Genomic DNA, 14,415 nt, shown 5'->3' with positions numbered 1-14,415 from the left:
AACAACCCAAACTTCCCGACTTCTGCGACGGGCGAACGGAGCTTCGAACCCGCAACGCCAGCCCATCCGACGCGAATGCCCGCAACGACCCGCACATCTCCACATATGCGACGGACGAACGGATGTCCGCACCCGCAACGCCGGCCCATCCGCCGCGAATGCCCGAAACGACCCAAAGTTCCCCACATCTGCGACGGACGAACGAAGCGTCGAACCCGCAACGCCGGCCCATCCGCCGCAAATGCACGCAACGACCCGCACATCTCCACATATGCGACGGACGAACGGACGTCCGCACCCGCAACGCCGGCCCATCCGCCGCAAATGCCCGCAACGACCCGCACATCCCACATCTGCGACGGAGGAACGAAGCGTCGAACCCGCAACGCCGGCCCATCCGCCGCAAATGCTCGCGCGGCAGGGCACAACAGAGTCGCTCACTCCACGAGCGCGCGCCCTCCGAGCTGCTCCTCGAACATCCGTGCGTACGTGCCGCCCCGCGCGAGCAGTTCCGCGTGCGTCCCCTTCTCGGCGACCCGCCCCGCCTCGATCACGAAGATCACGTCGGCCTTCACGATCGTGGACAGCCGGTGCGCGATCGCGATCGTGGTCCGGCCAGCGGATGCCGCCTCCAAGGCGCGCTGGACGACCCGCTCCGAAATCGTGTCCAGGGCGCTTGTCGCCTCATCGAGCACCAGCACGGCGGGGTCCTTCAGCATCACCCTGGCGATCGCGATCCGCTGCTTCTCACCACCGGAGAGGCGGTACCCACGCTCCCCGACGACCGTGGCATAGCCGTCTTCGAACGACGCGATCGTCTCGTGGATGTTCGCAGCACGTGCCGCCGCTTCGAGTTCTGCGTCCGTGGCATCCGGTTTCGCGTATCGGAGATTCTCGGCGATCGTCGCGTGGAAGAGATAGGTCTCCTGGCTGACGATCCCGATGTTCGAGACGAGCGACTCGGCCTGCAGGTCACGCACGTCGGTGCCGGCAAACAGCACTCGCCCTCCTGTCGCGTCGTAGAAACGCGGAACGAGGTACGACACTGTGGTCTTGCCCGCCCCACTCGGACCAACGAAAGCCGCGAACTGGCCGGGCTCGATCGAGAACGACACGTTGTCGAGAGTGGGCCGCGAGTCGTCGGCTGCGTCGGGGTACCGGAAGGTCACGCCCTCAAACTCGACGCTGCCCAGCCGCGGGTTCGCGCGCGATACCGGCACGGCATCCGGCCGGTCGGCGATCGACGGCGTGAGATCGAGGTACTCGAAGATCCGGGCAAAGAGAGCTCCGGATGTCTGCAGGTCAAGTCCGACCCGCATCAGGGCCATGAGTGGAAAGAGCAATCGCGACTGCACGGTCGTGAACGCGACGATCGCCCCCGCGGTGATATCCGCAGCGCCGCCGGAGACCAGCAGCCCGGCGACCAGGTAGACGATGGCCGGGATCGACGACAGGAAGATGTTGACCATCGCGAAGAACCACTGGCCGCTCATGGTCTGCTTCACCTGCAGGTCGACCTGCTCCTCATTCGCTCCGCTGTACCGCTGAATTTCGGCCGGCTGCTGGTTGAAGCTCTTCGAGAGCAGCACGCCGGACACGCTCAGGGTCTCCTGCGTGATGGCCGTCATGTCGGAGAGCGACTCCTGCGTCTTAGTCGCGATACGCGCACGCACCTGCCCGACGCGACGCTGCGCGATCACGAGGATCGGCATGAGGATGAGCGCGACGATCGTCAACTGCCAGTTGATCAGCACCATGGCGACGAACGCGGCGATCACGGTGACCGTGTTGCCGAGCACGCTCGAGATCGTGTTGCTCAGCGCTCCGGCCACCCCACCGACGTCGTTTTGCAGCCGTGACTGGATCACGCCGGTCTTGGTGCGCGTGAAGAAGCTCAGCTCCATCGCCTGAAGCTTGCGGAACAGGGAGACCCGCAGTTCGCCCATCACCGTGTTGCCGACGGTCGCCGTCAGCCAGGTCTGCCACACACCGAGCCCGGTCGCGACCACAAAGATCCCGATCATGATCGCGACGACGCGGGTGAGCGCTGGCAGGTCGGGGCCGCCCTCCGGCGGGAACAAGCCGACATCGAAGGCCTGCTCGACCAGCAGCGGCGGGATGACGCTGAGCGCCGCCCCGATCAAAACCAGAATCACCGTGAGCGTGATCTTCGCCCGGTGCGGCGCGAACAGAGCCATCACCCGCTTGAAGAGGTGGGGCACTCGCGGGGCGCTCGCGTTTACCGCACGCTGCGCCTCTTCGTCACCGCCACCGCGCATCCGTCCGCCGCCAGCTCCACTTCCGCCACCGCGGCCATGCATACTCATAAATTCACCCTAAGCCCGGCATACGACGTGCGGATGCCGGGCTTAGGGTGATCAATCGAACGGATGGCTGTGGGCTGGGTGTTACCCCTTCGTCGCGCCGGCCAGAAGCCCGCGAACGAAGTACCGCTGGAGGCTGAAGAAGACGATCAGCGGAATGATGAGCGACACGAACGCCGCGGCGGTCAGTCGCTGCCAGTCCTGCCCTCGCGTACCGGTCAGCTCGGCCAGCCGCTGTGTCAGCGGCGCGACATCCGGTGTGCCGCCGGAGAAGATCAGCGCGACGAGAAGGTCGTTCCACACCCAGAGGAACTGGAAGATCGCCACCGATGCGATCGCCGGCAGCGCGAGCGGCAGGACGATCCGGAAGAAGATCTGGCCGGGGCTCGCACCATCGACGCGCGCTGCCTCGATGACCTCGCCCGGGATCTCCGAGATGAAGTTGTGCAGCAGGAAGATGATGAGCGGCAGACCGAACATCGTGTGCGCGATCCAGACGGGCAGGTAGTTCTGCTCGGGAATCATCGGAATGACCTCGTGCAGGCCTTCCTGCAGCGGCCGCAGGAAGGTGGTGAACATCTGCAGCAGCGGCAGGAGCGCCATCTGAAGCGGGACGATCTGCAGCGCGAAGATCAGGATGAACAGCCAGTTCGAGCCCTTGAACTTCATCCACGCAAAGGCATAGGCCGCCATCGCGCCGAGGATCAGCGGGAAGATCGTGCCAGGGATCGCGATCGCCAGCGAGTTCACAAAATAGGAACCAAGCTGCGGCGACGACGCCGATGACGACAGGAGCACTTCCTGGTAGTTCTCGAGGGTGAAGCCCGGGTTCTGGAAGATCGTCCACCAGCCCGTCGACTGGATGAGCTCCGCAGGCCGGAACGACGAGACGAAGAGCCCAAAGGTCGGGATCGTCCAGATGACGGCGATGATCAGGGCGGCAAACGTTGCACCGCGCGAGGTGAGCCGACGCTTGACGCGTTTCGATTTGGTGCCGAGCTCGATCGCTTCACCGCGCTCGATTTGTTCGAGGGCTTCAGCGTTGCCCGTCGTGGGAATGATCGGTGTGCTGCTCATCGGATTTCCCTCTGCTGCTTCATGAGCCTGATGTTGTAGATGACGATCGGGAGGACCAGGACGAACAGAACGAGCGCGAGGGCTGAGCCTCGCCCCGGCTCTGCGGCCCGGAACGCCTGGGTGTACATCTCATTGGCGATGACGCTGGTGTTGAAGTTTCCCGCCGTCATGGTTCGAACGATGTCGAACACCTTGAGCGTCGCAATCGAGATTGTCGTGATGACCACAACGAGCGAGCCACGGATGCCGGGCAGGGTCACGTTGATGAACCTCTGCCATGCGTTCGTGCCATCAATCTCGGCGGCCTCGAGTTGCTCCACCGGAACCGCCTTGATCGCGGCGGACAGCACGACCATGGCGAACCCGGTCTGGATCCAGATCATGACGATGAGAAGAAGGAACGTATTGATCGGCGAGGTCTGCAGCCACTGAACCGGCTCGCCTCCGAACCAGATCACGATCTGGTTAAGCAGGCCGATCTGTTCGTCGCCCGACTGGCGGTAGTCGTAAACGAACTTCCAGATGATTCCGGCGCCGACCATGGAGATCGCCATGGGCATGAACACGAGGGCCTTGAAGAACTTCTCACCCCGCGACTTATCGATGAACACGGCGTAGGCGAGGCCGACGATGGTGGACACCGTCGGGACCAGGAGCACCCAGATCACCGTGTTGAGGAGCGTGCTCAGGATCGCTGGCTGAGTGAACATCCACACGAAGTTGTCGATGCCGTTGAAGTCGCCCTGGTTGTTGGTGAACGCAAGGAGGCTCGTGCGGATGGCCGGATAGATCAGGCCGAGCAGGACGAGGATAAACGCCGGGGCGAGGAAGACGACGAGCTGAACCCAGTCTTTGCCACGCTTCGGAGCCTTGTCGAGGAAGAAGAACAGCAGGCCAACGATGGCGGCGAAAATCGCGAGGCCACCCACAACCTGGATGATTTTGCCGATGAGGTCAGCGGTCGTCATGAAACAACGCCTTTCGGAACGAGGGAAATCAAGGGCGAGGCCACCGTGAGGCGACCTCGCCCTTGAGAGGCGGTATCAGCTAGTCCTGCGGCCAGCTGGCTTCGATCGTGTCCACGGTCTCCTGGGTGCTGTCCCCGGAAACCCAGGCAACGATGCCCTTGAAGAACGAGTCGGCGCCAACGGCAGCCGGCATCAGGTCGGATCCGTCGAAGCGGAAGACCGTGTCTTCGCCCTGGAGGATCTCGATGCTCTCCTTGAGCACGTCGCTTGACGCGTTCTCCGGGTCAAGTCCCTTGTTCGCGCTGATCACACCGCCGAGTGAAACCCGGATGTTTGCCCAGGTGTCGCTCGAGAGGTAGGTACGGACGGCGTCAACTTCTTCGCCCTCGTTGAAGGCAACGGGGAACTCGCCGCCACCGGTGACAGCGGTTTCGCCGCCGGCCTCAACCGAAGGAAGGAGGAAAGCGAAGACGTCTCCGTCGGGGCTGACCTCGGTTCCCTCGGGCCAGAAGCCCTCGTAGAACGATGCCTGGTGGTGCAGTGAGCACTCGCCGTCGAGGATCGGAAGACCACCGTCAGCCATCTCGGTGGAGATGACGCTTGACACGTCACCGAGGCCACCGTTGACCATGTCGGGGTTCTTGATGATCTCACCGACAGCATCGAATGCTGCAACGATCTGCGGGTCGTTGAACGGGATCTCGTGGTTGATCCACTGGTCGTACACGTCAGCGCCAGCATGGCGGAGCACGTAGTCTTCAACCCAGTCGGTTCCCGGCCAGCCGGTGGCGTCGCCCGAGCCGAATCCAACGCACCACGGCTTCTGGCCGTCTGCGACGATCTGCTCGCTCAGAGCCGTGAGCTCATCGAGGGTCTCGGGGACTTCGTAGCCCTTCTCCTCGAACTCGGTCGGTGAGTACCAGACGAAGCCCTTGACGCTGGCCATCAACGGCGCTGCGTAGAACGTGCCGTCGTAGCTGCCGTAGGTCTTCCAGTCTTCGCCCCAGAACTCGTCGACGTTGGCTTCAACGGCCTCAGGTGCCGGCTGGAGCCAGCCGCCGGTAGCGAGTCGCTGCAGCAAGCCTGGCTGCGGCACGATTCCGATGTCGGGTGCGTTGCCAGCCTCGGCAAGCACCGCGATCTGCGCTTCGAATTCCTTGGTGCCCTGGTACGAGATGTCGATCCCCGTGCAGGTCTCGAAGTCACTCCATGACTCGAGGAGACGGTCGGCCTCGGCGTCAACGATCGTTCCGCTGATGCTGACCTCGCTGCCGTCGAAGGTTCCGTACGTCTCGTAGTCGGAGCAGTCCGTGTTCTCCTTGTCGCCTGCGGCGACGTCGCCGGTGCAACCGGTCAGTGCCAGGCCGAGAATGCTCGCCGCTGCAAGCGGCGCGAGCACCCGGCGATGGGTTTTCTTCAAGCTCATCTGTGTCTCCTCGTTGAGTGTGATCGTGAGGCGAGTTCGTCGCCTCAGCACTGCAGGTGCGGGTCCGGCGCCACATAGGGAACCGGTTCCATGCACAAACTACGGCACACCGGCGAGATGCACAAGCCGGGCTTGTCCGACGCTTATCGGCACGTGTTCGCGCTCTCACGGCTGTCACTGTCGCGCTGAGGCGACACTCGCTGTGACGCGGGGATGGCCGGGACACCCCGCTTTGTGTAACCGGTTCCATAAGGCCCGTCTATGGGCTAGCCTGTGACCGACCGCATCCCCCAGCGAGGGTGGGTCCCTCTTTCACCGGCGATCGGAGGCCCAGTGTCGAGTGCCATCGCTGATGTTGCCGCCAGGGCCGGGGTGTCGAAGGCCACGGCGTCGCGTGCGCTCTCCGGCAACGGTTATGTCGCGGAGGCAACCAGGCTGCGCGTGATCGCTGCCGCCGAGGAGATCGGTTACGTCGCGTCCTCGAACGCCGCGAGCCTCGTGACCGGGCAGACCAAAAACATTGGCGTCGTCATGCCGTTCATCAACCGGTGGTTCTTCGGCGAGGTGCTCGACGGGATCGAACAGGCGCTCCTTGACCGCGGGTATGACATGACCCTGTACAACCTGCACGCCGGTTCCCCGGACCGTCAGCGGGTCTTCGACTTCTTTCTCGCTCGCAAGCGCTTCGACGGCATCATCCTTATCGGCGTTGAACCGACCGAGGCAGAACACCAGGCACTCACCAGACTCGCGGTCCCACTCGTCGGGATCGGATTCCCGACCGACGGCATCCCGACGCTTGCGATGGATGACAGGGGCGCAGCCAGAAGAGCCACCGAGCACCTGATCAGCCTCGGGCACCGCCGCATTGTCCATATCGGGGGCGAGGATGCCGATGAGTCAGAATGCTCCGTGGCCGCGCAACGGTCCGCCGGCTACCGCGAGGCGATGGCCGCCGTTGGTCTGAAGTCCGAGTCAAGGATCGAAACGACGATCATGAGCCTGCCCGGCGGTTACGACGCAGGCGCGAACATTTTGAGCAGTGCCCAGCGGCGGCCAACGGCAGTGTTTGCCGCCTGCGACGAGATCGCCATTGGGACAATGATCGCTGCGAGGCGACTCGGGCTCCGCGTGCCGGACGATCTCTCGGTCATCGGCATCGACGGCCACGAGTACGCCGAAATGTTCTCGCTGACCACGATCGAGCAACGCCCGTGCCAGCAGGGCGGCGACGCGGTCACAGCGCTTCTCGACGCGATCGCCGGAAACGCGGTACAAGCCGCCGTTATCGACGTTCCCGCCCGCCTGATCGTCCGAACCAGCACTGCACCGTTTGCCCCGGCGCGGACCGGGCTGCCCCCTGTCGTCGAGCGGGCGCCTGCAGGACCACAGTCGGCTTAACAAACGAATGACGCCGCTCCGTGAGGAGCGACGTCATTCGGTTCGACCCTGACGGATGCCGAAGCACACGTGTCAGGGACGGTGGAGCATTTCGACCGCGCAGAACTATCCGCGCGGGTCACGCCACAAGTAAGAGCCCCGAGGGGCGCAAATTACTTGAGGTTGACGGTTGCGCCGGCTTCTTCGAGAGCAGCCTTTGCCTTCTCGGCGGTCTCCTTGTTTGCACCTTCGAGAACGGGTCCCGGTGCACCATCGACGACGGCCTTGGCCTCGCCGAGGCCGAGCGAGGTGAGCTCGCGGACAGCCTTGATGACCTGGATCTTCTTGTCGCCGACAGCCTCGAGGATGACGTCGAAGGAGTCCTTCTCTTCAACCTCTTCTGCAGCAGCACCGGCAGCAGCCGGTCCAGCAACAGCGACGGGTGCAGCCGCGGTGACCTCGAAGGTCTCCTCGAATGCCTTGACGAACTCGCTGAGCTCGATGAGCGTGAGTCCCTTGAACTGCTCAAGCAGCTCTTCAGTTGACAGCTTTGCCATGATTTTCTCCCTTAGATTTCTTTGGTCTACTCACCGCTGTCCCAGGTCTGAACCTAGGAAGCGGACTCCTGCTTCTCACGCAGCGCGTCGACCGTGCGAACGGCCTTCGACAGCGGTGCGTTGAACAGATATGCGGCTCCGAACAGCGAGGCCTTGAAGGCGCCGGCAAGCTTGCCGAGCAGAACTTCGCGGGACTCGAGGTCGGCGAGCTTGCCTACCTCTTCGGCGGTCAGAGGGTTACCGTCAAAGTAACCGCCCTTGATCACCAGGAGAGGGTTTGCCTTGGAGAAGTCGCGCATGCTCTTCGCAACGGTGACAGGGTCTCCGTGAACGAAAGCGATGGCCGACGGACCAACGAGCTCTTCGTCAAACGACGAAATGCCCGCGTTGTTCGCGGCAATCTTGGTCAGCGTGTTCTTCACCACGGCGTAGGTTGCGTCCGCACTGATGTTCTTGCGCAGCGTCTTGAGCTGGGCAACAGTGAGGCCGCGGTACTCGGTCAGCAGAACGGCGGTCGAGCTCTGGAATTTCTCCGTGAGTTCGGCAACCGAGGCTTCCTTGTTCGCCATAGCCACTCCTTGATTAGTCTTCCTCGCACCGCGGAGGCGATGCGAGCCAAAAGGGGCAGTCGGTTTTCGGCAAAAAAAAGAGCTCCGGCGCAAGCGCACGGAGCATTTTGAGAGAATCTCTAAGAATGTTTCGTTCACCTGCGCGGGTTGTCTCAGCTGAGAACCTTCGATCGGATGCACACTTGCGCGAGCACGCCGAAAACCTGCGGTCTTTGGTTTTGTCCCAGCTTATGGCATCCGCTTCACTTCGCCAAATCGCGTGCTGTCGTCAGGCGAGCGGGCTGAGCGACAACTCACGCAGCAGGGCGGCGGGGTCGTCGTAGACGGCAATGGCGCCGGCCGAGAGCAGTTCAGCCGAACTAAAACCGCCGGACAGCAGGCCGACCGTACGGACGCCGGCGCGCGATGCCGCAATGCAGTCCCAGACGGAATCACCGACGAACACCGCCTCACCTGCGTCCACTCCGGCTTTCTTGAGTGCGATCTCGACGATCGACGGGTCGGGCTTGGCGGTCTCGACATCGTCGGCGTTGGTGGTGGCTTCGATGGCGTCATCGACGTCGAGCTTGCCGGTCAGGATCTCCAGCTCGTCCTCGGGCGCTGAGGTCGCAAGCACGATCCTGAGGCCACGGCCGTGAAGTTCACGGAGGAGGTCCCGCGCCCCGTCGAGCGGACGCAAGCGATCGGCGAGTTCCTTGTAGTACTGCGAGTGCAGGTCTTTGGCACGATCACCGAGTTCGTCGACTTTGTCACCCAGCAGCGCTTCGAGCAGCTTCGCGGAGTCCAGGCCGATCGCGCGGTGGATGCGCCACGACGAGACTTCGGCACCGACGTCGGCGAAGGCGTGCGCCCAGGCCTCGACGTGCAGGTAGTTGGAATCGACGAGGGTGCCGTCGATGTCAAACAGAACGGCGCTCGGGGACGTGGCTGGTGCGGCTTCGGTCAATGGATTCTCCTCCGGTTCGCCGCAACTGTAGCGCGACGCGATCCTCCTCGTCAGGGGATTGCGCCAGCCGCGTCCTTTCCATCAGTGACGGGCGCGGTGCCCTGATCGGCGAGGGGCAGGCGGATGCTGAATCGGGTGCGACCCGGCGCCGACTCGACGGCGACGGTACCGCCGTGTGCCTCGATGACGCCGCGGGCAATGGCGAGCCCGAGCCCGGTTCCGCCTGACGCGCGCTGTCTGGACGAGTCCCCGCGCACAAACCGCTCGAACACCGACCCGAGCAGGGCCGGGTCGATGCCGGGGCCGTTGTCTGTGACGGTGATCTCGGCGGTGTCCCCGTCGACGGAGAGGGCAGTGACCACTCGGGTTCCATCCGGGGTGTGCACTCGCGCGTTCCCGAGGAGGTTTGCGACGACCTGGAACAGGCGCTGCGCATCACCAAGAACGACCACATCCCGGCCGGGCAGTTCGAGTTGCCAGTCGTGGCCTGACGCGGCCGCTCTGGCGTCGTTGACGACCGAGGATACGAGCGCGCTGAGCTCGACGGGTTCCTTTGCCAGTTCCCGCCCCTCGTCGAGCCGCGCGAGCAGCAACAGGTCTTCGACGATCGCGGTCATCCGCACAGCCTCCGACTCGATCCGGCCCAGGGCATATGCGGCGTCCTCCGGGAGTTCCTCGCCTGACCGTCGGGTCAGCTCGGCATATCCGCGGATCGACGCGAGCGGGGTGCGCAGTTCGTGGCTGGCATCCGACACGAAGGTTCTGACCTTGTTCTCGGATGCCTGGCGAGCGGAGAGCGCGGCGGCGACGTGACCGAGCATCCGGTTGATCGACGCACCAACCCGCCCGACTTCGGTGTCGGGGTCGGCGTCCTCAAGTGGCACTCGGACGGCGAGCGCGACCTCGCCGCGGTCAAGCGGCAGTTCTGACACGGCGGTCGCCGTATTCGCCACCCGGTCGAGCGGGCGAAGCGCGAGCCGCACGATGACGTACGAGGCCGCACCGGCGACGACGAGAACGCCGAGCGTGATCGCACCGATCACGGCAATGAGCTGCCCGAGAGTGAACTCGAGGTCTGCGAGCGGAAGTCCGACGATCATCACGCCGTCCCCCGCCTCGACCGCCACCACCCGGTAGGAACCGAGCTCACCGCCGAGGTCAATCGACTCCGGCTGACCGCCCATGCTCACGGTCAGCAGCGTCTCCACCTGTCCCGCCGTCAGCGGCTGCAGGTCGCCTGCGTCGTCGAGGTAGCCGGCGTAGCGCACCGCTCCCCCGGAGATGATCGCGCCGAGCGTGCCCGCGGACTGCCCGGGCACCCCGATGAACTCGGGCACCGGCGGTTGCCCCCTCGGGGACATCGGGCCATCGTTACCGCGGCGCGCTTCCTCGGCGCCGTACGACCGCGAGGTCGCGGCCGTCAACTGCGCGTCGACGCGGTCGAGCAGCACCGTCCGCACGCTCACCACGCTCGCGAAACCGATGATCACCGCGGCGAGCGCCAGCAACGCGACGACAGCGACGACGAGTCGTCCCCGCAACGTCCACCGCGACATCCGTTTCATGGCGTCGTCTCGGCCGCCTTGAGCATGTATCCGGCCCCGCGAACCGTGTGGATCATCGGCGGACGTCCGGCGTCGATCTTCTTGCGCAGGTAGGAAATGTAGATCTCAACGACGCTCGCCCTGCCCTCGAAGTCGTAGCTCCACACCCGATCGAGGATCTGTGCCTTGGAGAGGACGCGCCGCGGGTTGCGCATGAGGAAGCGGAGGAGTTCGAATTCGGTCGCGGTCAGTTCGATCGGGGTGCCGCCGCGCGAGACTTCATGGCTGTCTTCGTCCAGAGTGAGGTCGCCGACGGTGATGACGGGGCCACCGGTCGCACCGGTGAGCGTTGAACGCCGGATCAGCGCGCGCAGGCGGGCAACGAGTTCCTCGAGGCTGAACGGTTTCGTCACGTAGTCGTCTCCGCCGGCGGTGAGGCCGGCAATCCGGTCGTCGAGCGCGTCCTTCGCCGTGAGGAACAGCACCGGGACGTCGTCGCCCTGTTCGCGCAGGCGGTGCAGCACGCTCAGCCCGTCGATGTCGGGAAGCATGATGTCGAGCACGATGGCGTCTGGCCGGAACTCGCGCGCAACGTCGAGTGCTTTCCGCCCGGTGGCTGCCGTGCGGGTCTCCCAGCCCTCATAGCGAAGCGCCATCTTCAGCAGGTCGGTCAGGCTGCTCTCGTCATCGACGACGAGCACGCGGATGGCACTGCCATCTGCTCGCTTCAGGGGTACGGATGCCGCTGGCAGCGAAGAAGACTCGAAAGCGCTCATATTTCCAGTATCCGCCCGTTGCTATGAGCCACCTATGAGCAATCTTGGGGGATCCCGTGGCCCCTGTTCGTGTCGCTACACCCGTGGCTGAGCCGCCCACTATTCTCGGGGCATGACCCGCTCCGTCGACGTGGCCAGCCGCACAGTTCCAGCGGGTCGCGACCTCACACTTGACCTTGCCCGCGTGTTCTGCGTTGTGCTCGTCGTTTTCGTCCACATCCTGTTCACGGGGGTCGGGCGCGACGCAAACGGATCGCTCCTGATCGAAAGGACCGTGGAGTTCCAGCCGTGGTTCAACGCCGCGACGTGGATGGCGAACATCATGCCGCTGTTCTTCGTGGTCGGCGGCTACGCGGCGAGAGCAGGCTGGCGATCCGCCGTTGCGAAAGGCACGACCGCCGATCAATTCGTGCGCGTTCGCCTGGCGCGCCTCGCTCGCCCGGCGCTCGTCGTTTTCGTCTTCTTCACCGTCGTTCTCGGCGCTGCCGGAGCCCTGGGCATCGACCCTGAACTGGTCGACGCCATAGCGATCGGGGTCGGTTCGCCGCTGTGGTTCCTCGCCGCGTACATGATCGTCCAGGCGCTCGCGCCGGTGATGATGCGGTGGCACGACCGGTACGGCGGGTGGGTGCTCCTGGCGTTGTTCGCTGCGGCGCTGGCGATTGACGGCATCCGCTTCGTTGTGGCTGGCGGCCTTCTCGGCATCGACCGGCTTCCGCCGACCGGATATGAACTCGGGCAGGAGCTCTTCGGCATCCCCAACGTCGCTTTCGTCTGGCTCTTCGCCAGCCAGGTCGGCTTTTTCCTCTACGACGGCTGGTTCGCGAAGCGCCGGTGGTGGCAGCTCCTCCTGCTGGTTGGCGCCGGCTACATCGCCGTGTGGCAGCTGGTTGCCCTCGGCGGCTATTCGGTGAGCATGCTCGGCAACCAGTGGCCGCCGACCGCGCCCATGGCAGTGTTCGCCGTCATTCAGGCGGCAGCTTTGACCCTGCTGCACACACCACTGACCGCGATGATGCGCACGCGAGCGGCGCAGGGTGCCGTGTTCCTCGTCGGATCGCGGCTGATGACCGTCTACCTCTGGCACCTGCCGATGATCATGGTGCTCATCGGCATCCAGCTGCTCCTGCCACTCCCGTTGCCTGAGCCGGGGAGCGCCGCATGGTGGTGGACGCGGCTCCCATTCTTCGTCCTGGTTCTCGGGGCCGTGTGGGTGCTGTCGCTCTGGCTGATCAGGTTCGAGAAGGTGCCACCGATGGGTGCCCCGCGTATCGCGGCGCCGTGGGCCACTCCGGTCGCTGTTGCACTTTTCGTACTGCCCATTCTGGCGATCACGGCGTACGGACTGGACTTCCCGCTCGCCGCGATCGCACTTGGAGCCTGTGCTGCGGCACTCTGGCTGACAGGGTCGGTGCCAGAGCGCAGCATGAGGTGACGTCTCGGTATAGTACTTCGCATGCGAAACAAAAACGCGGAGACCGTCGTCGAAGAAGTAGTCATACCGACCTCGTCAGGCACGATTCGTGGTCACCTCCGTACGCCGATGTCGGGCACCCTGACGGGCGCTGTCTCCGTACATCCAGCGACAGCGGTTCCCGAGCGTTTGTACACCGGCTTTGCGGAGTATCTGGCGGCGGAAGGATTTGCCGCCATCACATACGACTACCGCGGCACAGGGGCGTCTGGAGATCCGCGGAGCAACCGAACCCTCCGAATGCGCGACTGGATGTCGGTCGACGTTCCCGCGGTGGCCGAGTGGACCGAGGAACGGTTCCCGGATCTGCCCCAATTGGCTGTCGGGCACAGCATTGGCGGTCACGCGCTCTCACTCAACTACGGTTCGGCCGGCCTGGCGGGATTCGTGACCGTAGCTTCCCACGCTGGTGTTACCGCAGCGATTCCGCAAACCGCGGAGCGATTGCGCGTCGCGGCCGTGCTGCGCGTCCTCGGGCCGGCATTTGCTCGAACCATCGGCTACGTGCCCGGGCGCCGTCTGGGGCTGGGCGAAGACATGCCCGGCGCTGCGATGCTGGAGTGGAGCCGGTGGTCGCGTACGCCCGGGTACTTCTTTGATGACCCCACCATGGACGCAGCGAACCGTGCCGCCTCCGTTCGAACTGCCGTCCTGGGAATTGGATTCACGGATGATCCGTGGGCGACGCCCGAACAAATCGATCTGATTGCCAACCATCTCACCAACGCCCAGGTGAAGCGACGAACCATCGAACCGGCATCCGTCAGCGCGACGAGAATCGGGCACATGGGCTTCTTCCGCCGAGGGCTCCGCGACACGCTCTGGCCGGACGTCACCGACTGGCTGAACGAACGAGCACGCACTCACGTATGAACCGAAGCGCTGCTCCACGTCAACGGCTGATATTTCTGCTGACGCTCGCCGAGCGATCGGTGCGCAACTGGATAGACGATCGAGGACGTACCCACGGTGTCACGGCCGCGACCGCTGGGGCCCTGATGTTCATCGCCGCAAATCCGGGTACGACGATGAGCCAGCTCAGCGGAGCGCTGCGCACCTCTGCTGCCGGGACGAGTGGGCTTCTCTCCCGAATGGAAGCATCCGGCCTGATAGTTCGCGCCCTGGACGAGTCAGACCACCGCGTTACCCGCATCACCCTCACGGAGTCCGGTGCACGGGCGTGTGCGCTGGCCCGCGCCAGCACACTCGAACTCAACTCCATTCTTACGGCCGGATTCGACGAATCCGAACAGGCAACCATCGCCCGCTGGCTTCAACACGTCGCCGACGCACTCGGTGCAGACCGTAGTGACCATGCCGGGCGAAGTGCCGATCGGCGATCGGTTAGCGACGGCGGCGCCTCGTAGCGACCAT

Annotated in this window: 13 protein-coding genes; 4 read left to right on the top strand and 9 right to left on the bottom strand. The window is 64.4% G+C overall.

All coding sequences use genetic code 11. The features are described 5' to 3' along the window. Positions 1–437 precede the first annotated feature (437 nt). The 4 genes from AC1X6S_RS08200 to AC1X6S_RS08185 all read right to left on the bottom strand — a co-directional run bounded on the left by AC1X6S_RS08200 (position 438) and on the right by AC1X6S_RS08185 (position 5,795). On the bottom strand, positions 438–2,327 hold the full coding sequence (locus AC1X6S_RS08200; protein ID WP_483405263.1) for an ABC transporter ATP-binding protein: 1,890 nt from the start codon (positions 2,325–2,327) through the stop codon (positions 438–440). A gap of 81 nt (positions 2,328–2,408) precedes the next feature. Beyond that, entirely contained in the window at positions 2,409–3,401 is a 993-nt protein-coding gene (locus AC1X6S_RS08195; protein ID WP_483405262.1) for a carbohydrate ABC transporter permease, read from the bottom strand. Then, positions 3,398–4,369: a carbohydrate ABC transporter permease gene (locus AC1X6S_RS08190; RefSeq protein WP_483405261.1), complete on the bottom strand. Its 972-nt coding sequence runs from the start codon at positions 4,367–4,369 to the stop codon at positions 3,398–3,400. The genes AC1X6S_RS08195 and AC1X6S_RS08190 overlap by 4 nt, the downstream gene beginning before the upstream one ends. Before the next feature lie 79 nt (positions 4,370–4,448). After that, entirely contained in the window at positions 4,449–5,795 is a 1,347-nt protein-coding gene (locus AC1X6S_RS08185) for an ABC transporter substrate-binding protein (protein ID WP_483405260.1), read from the bottom strand. 333 nt (positions 5,796–6,128) lie between these two features. Here AC1X6S_RS08185 and AC1X6S_RS08180 point away from each other — a divergent pair, with 333 nt between their 5' ends. Further along, entirely contained in the window at positions 6,129–7,196 is a 1,068-nt protein-coding gene (locus AC1X6S_RS08180; protein WP_483405259.1) for a LacI family DNA-binding transcriptional regulator, read from the top strand. A gap of 152 nt (positions 7,197–7,348) precedes the next feature. Here AC1X6S_RS08180 and rplL read toward each other — a convergent pair whose 3' ends face one another. The 5 genes from rplL to AC1X6S_RS08155 all read right to left on the bottom strand — a co-directional run bounded on the left by rplL (position 7,349) and on the right by AC1X6S_RS08155 (position 11,567). Then, complete coding sequence (gene rplL / locus AC1X6S_RS08175) at positions 7,349–7,732, bottom strand: 50S ribosomal protein L7/L12 (RefSeq protein WP_483405258.1); 384 nt, start codon at positions 7,730–7,732, stop codon at positions 7,349–7,351. Between the two features lie 53 nt (positions 7,733–7,785). Beyond that, entirely contained in the window at positions 7,786–8,301 is a 516-nt protein-coding gene (gene rplJ / locus AC1X6S_RS08170) for a 50S ribosomal protein L10 (RefSeq protein ID WP_108390152.1), read from the bottom strand. Positions 8,302–8,569: 268 nt separating this feature from the next. Continuing rightward, complete coding sequence (locus AC1X6S_RS08165; RefSeq protein WP_483405257.1) at positions 8,570–9,247, bottom strand: HAD family hydrolase; 678 nt, start codon at positions 9,245–9,247, stop codon at positions 8,570–8,572. Positions 9,248–9,297: 50 nt separating this feature from the next. After that, entirely contained in the window at positions 9,298–10,812 is a 1,515-nt protein-coding gene (locus AC1X6S_RS08160) for a sensor histidine kinase (protein ID WP_483405256.1), read from the bottom strand. After that, a complete protein-coding gene (locus AC1X6S_RS08155; protein WP_483405255.1) occupies positions 10,809–11,567 on the bottom strand; it encodes a response regulator transcription factor in 759 nt (252 codons plus the stop codon). The genes AC1X6S_RS08160 and AC1X6S_RS08155 overlap by 4 nt, the downstream gene beginning before the upstream one ends. Before the next feature lie 112 nt (positions 11,568–11,679). On the opposite strand from AC1X6S_RS08155, the gene AC1X6S_RS08150 reads away from it, so the two are divergent. From AC1X6S_RS08150 to AC1X6S_RS08140, 3 genes are read left to right on the top strand one after another with little or no spacing between them, the layout of a single operon-like run. Next, positions 11,680–13,002 (top strand): acyltransferase family protein, encoded by a 1,323-nt coding sequence (locus AC1X6S_RS08150; protein ID WP_483405254.1) that lies wholly within the window; start codon positions 11,680–11,682, stop codon positions 13,000–13,002. Positions 13,003–13,023: 21 nt separating this feature from the next. Further along, on the top strand, positions 13,024–13,914 hold the full coding sequence (locus AC1X6S_RS08145) for an alpha/beta hydrolase family protein (RefSeq protein ID WP_483405253.1): 891 nt from the start codon (positions 13,024–13,026) through the stop codon (positions 13,912–13,914). Then, a complete protein-coding gene (locus tag AC1X6S_RS08140; protein WP_483405252.1) occupies positions 13,911–14,408 on the top strand; it encodes a MarR family winged helix-turn-helix transcriptional regulator in 498 nt (165 codons plus the stop codon). Before AC1X6S_RS08145 ends, AC1X6S_RS08140 begins: the two co-directional genes overlap by 4 nt. Positions 14,409–14,415: the final 7 nt, after the last annotated feature.

This window comes from Mycetocola sp. Y442 (assembly GCF_056898615.1).
Note: the sequence above shows the minus strand (reverse complement) of the source record. Positions and strands in the feature narration are given on the sequence as shown.

Excerpts from the sequence above, each read along its gene's own strand:
- AC1X6S_RS08155 (WP_483405255.1), bottom strand. The coding sequence starts at position 11,567 with ATGAGCGCTTTCGAGTCTTCTTCGCTGCCAGCGGCATCCGTACCCCTG.
- AC1X6S_RS08200 (WP_483405263.1), bottom strand. The coding sequence starts at position 2,327 with ATGAGTATGCATGGCCGCGGTGGCGGAAGTGGAGCTGGCGGCGGACGG.
- rplJ (WP_108390152.1), bottom strand. The coding sequence starts at position 8,301 with ATGGCGAACAAGGAAGCCTCGGTTGCCGAACTCACGGAGAAATTCCAG.
- AC1X6S_RS08150 (WP_483405254.1), top strand. The coding sequence starts at position 11,680 with ATGACCCGCTCCGTCGACGTGGCCAGCCGCACAGTTCCAGCGGGTCGC.
- rplL (WP_483405258.1), bottom strand. The coding sequence starts at position 7,732 with ATGGCAAAGCTGTCAACTGAAGAGCTGCTTGAGCAGTTCAAGGGACTC.
- AC1X6S_RS08190 (WP_483405261.1), bottom strand. The coding sequence starts at position 4,369 with ATGACGACCGCTGACCTCATCGGCAAAATCATCCAGGTTGTGGGTGGC.
- AC1X6S_RS08160 (WP_483405256.1), bottom strand. The coding sequence starts at position 10,812 with ATGAAACGGATGTCGCGGTGGACGTTGCGGGGACGACTCGTCGTCGCT.
- AC1X6S_RS08195 (WP_483405262.1), bottom strand. The coding sequence starts at position 3,401 with ATGAGCAGCACACCGATCATTCCCACGACGGGCAACGCTGAAGCCCTC.
- AC1X6S_RS08145 (WP_483405253.1), top strand. The coding sequence starts at position 13,024 with ATGCGAAACAAAAACGCGGAGACCGTCGTCGAAGAAGTAGTCATACCG.
- AC1X6S_RS08140 (WP_483405252.1), top strand. The coding sequence starts at position 13,911 with ATGAACCGAAGCGCTGCTCCACGTCAACGGCTGATATTTCTGCTGACG.
- AC1X6S_RS08185 (WP_483405260.1), bottom strand. The coding sequence starts at position 5,795 with ATGAGCTTGAAGAAAACCCATCGCCGGGTGCTCGCGCCGCTTGCAGCG.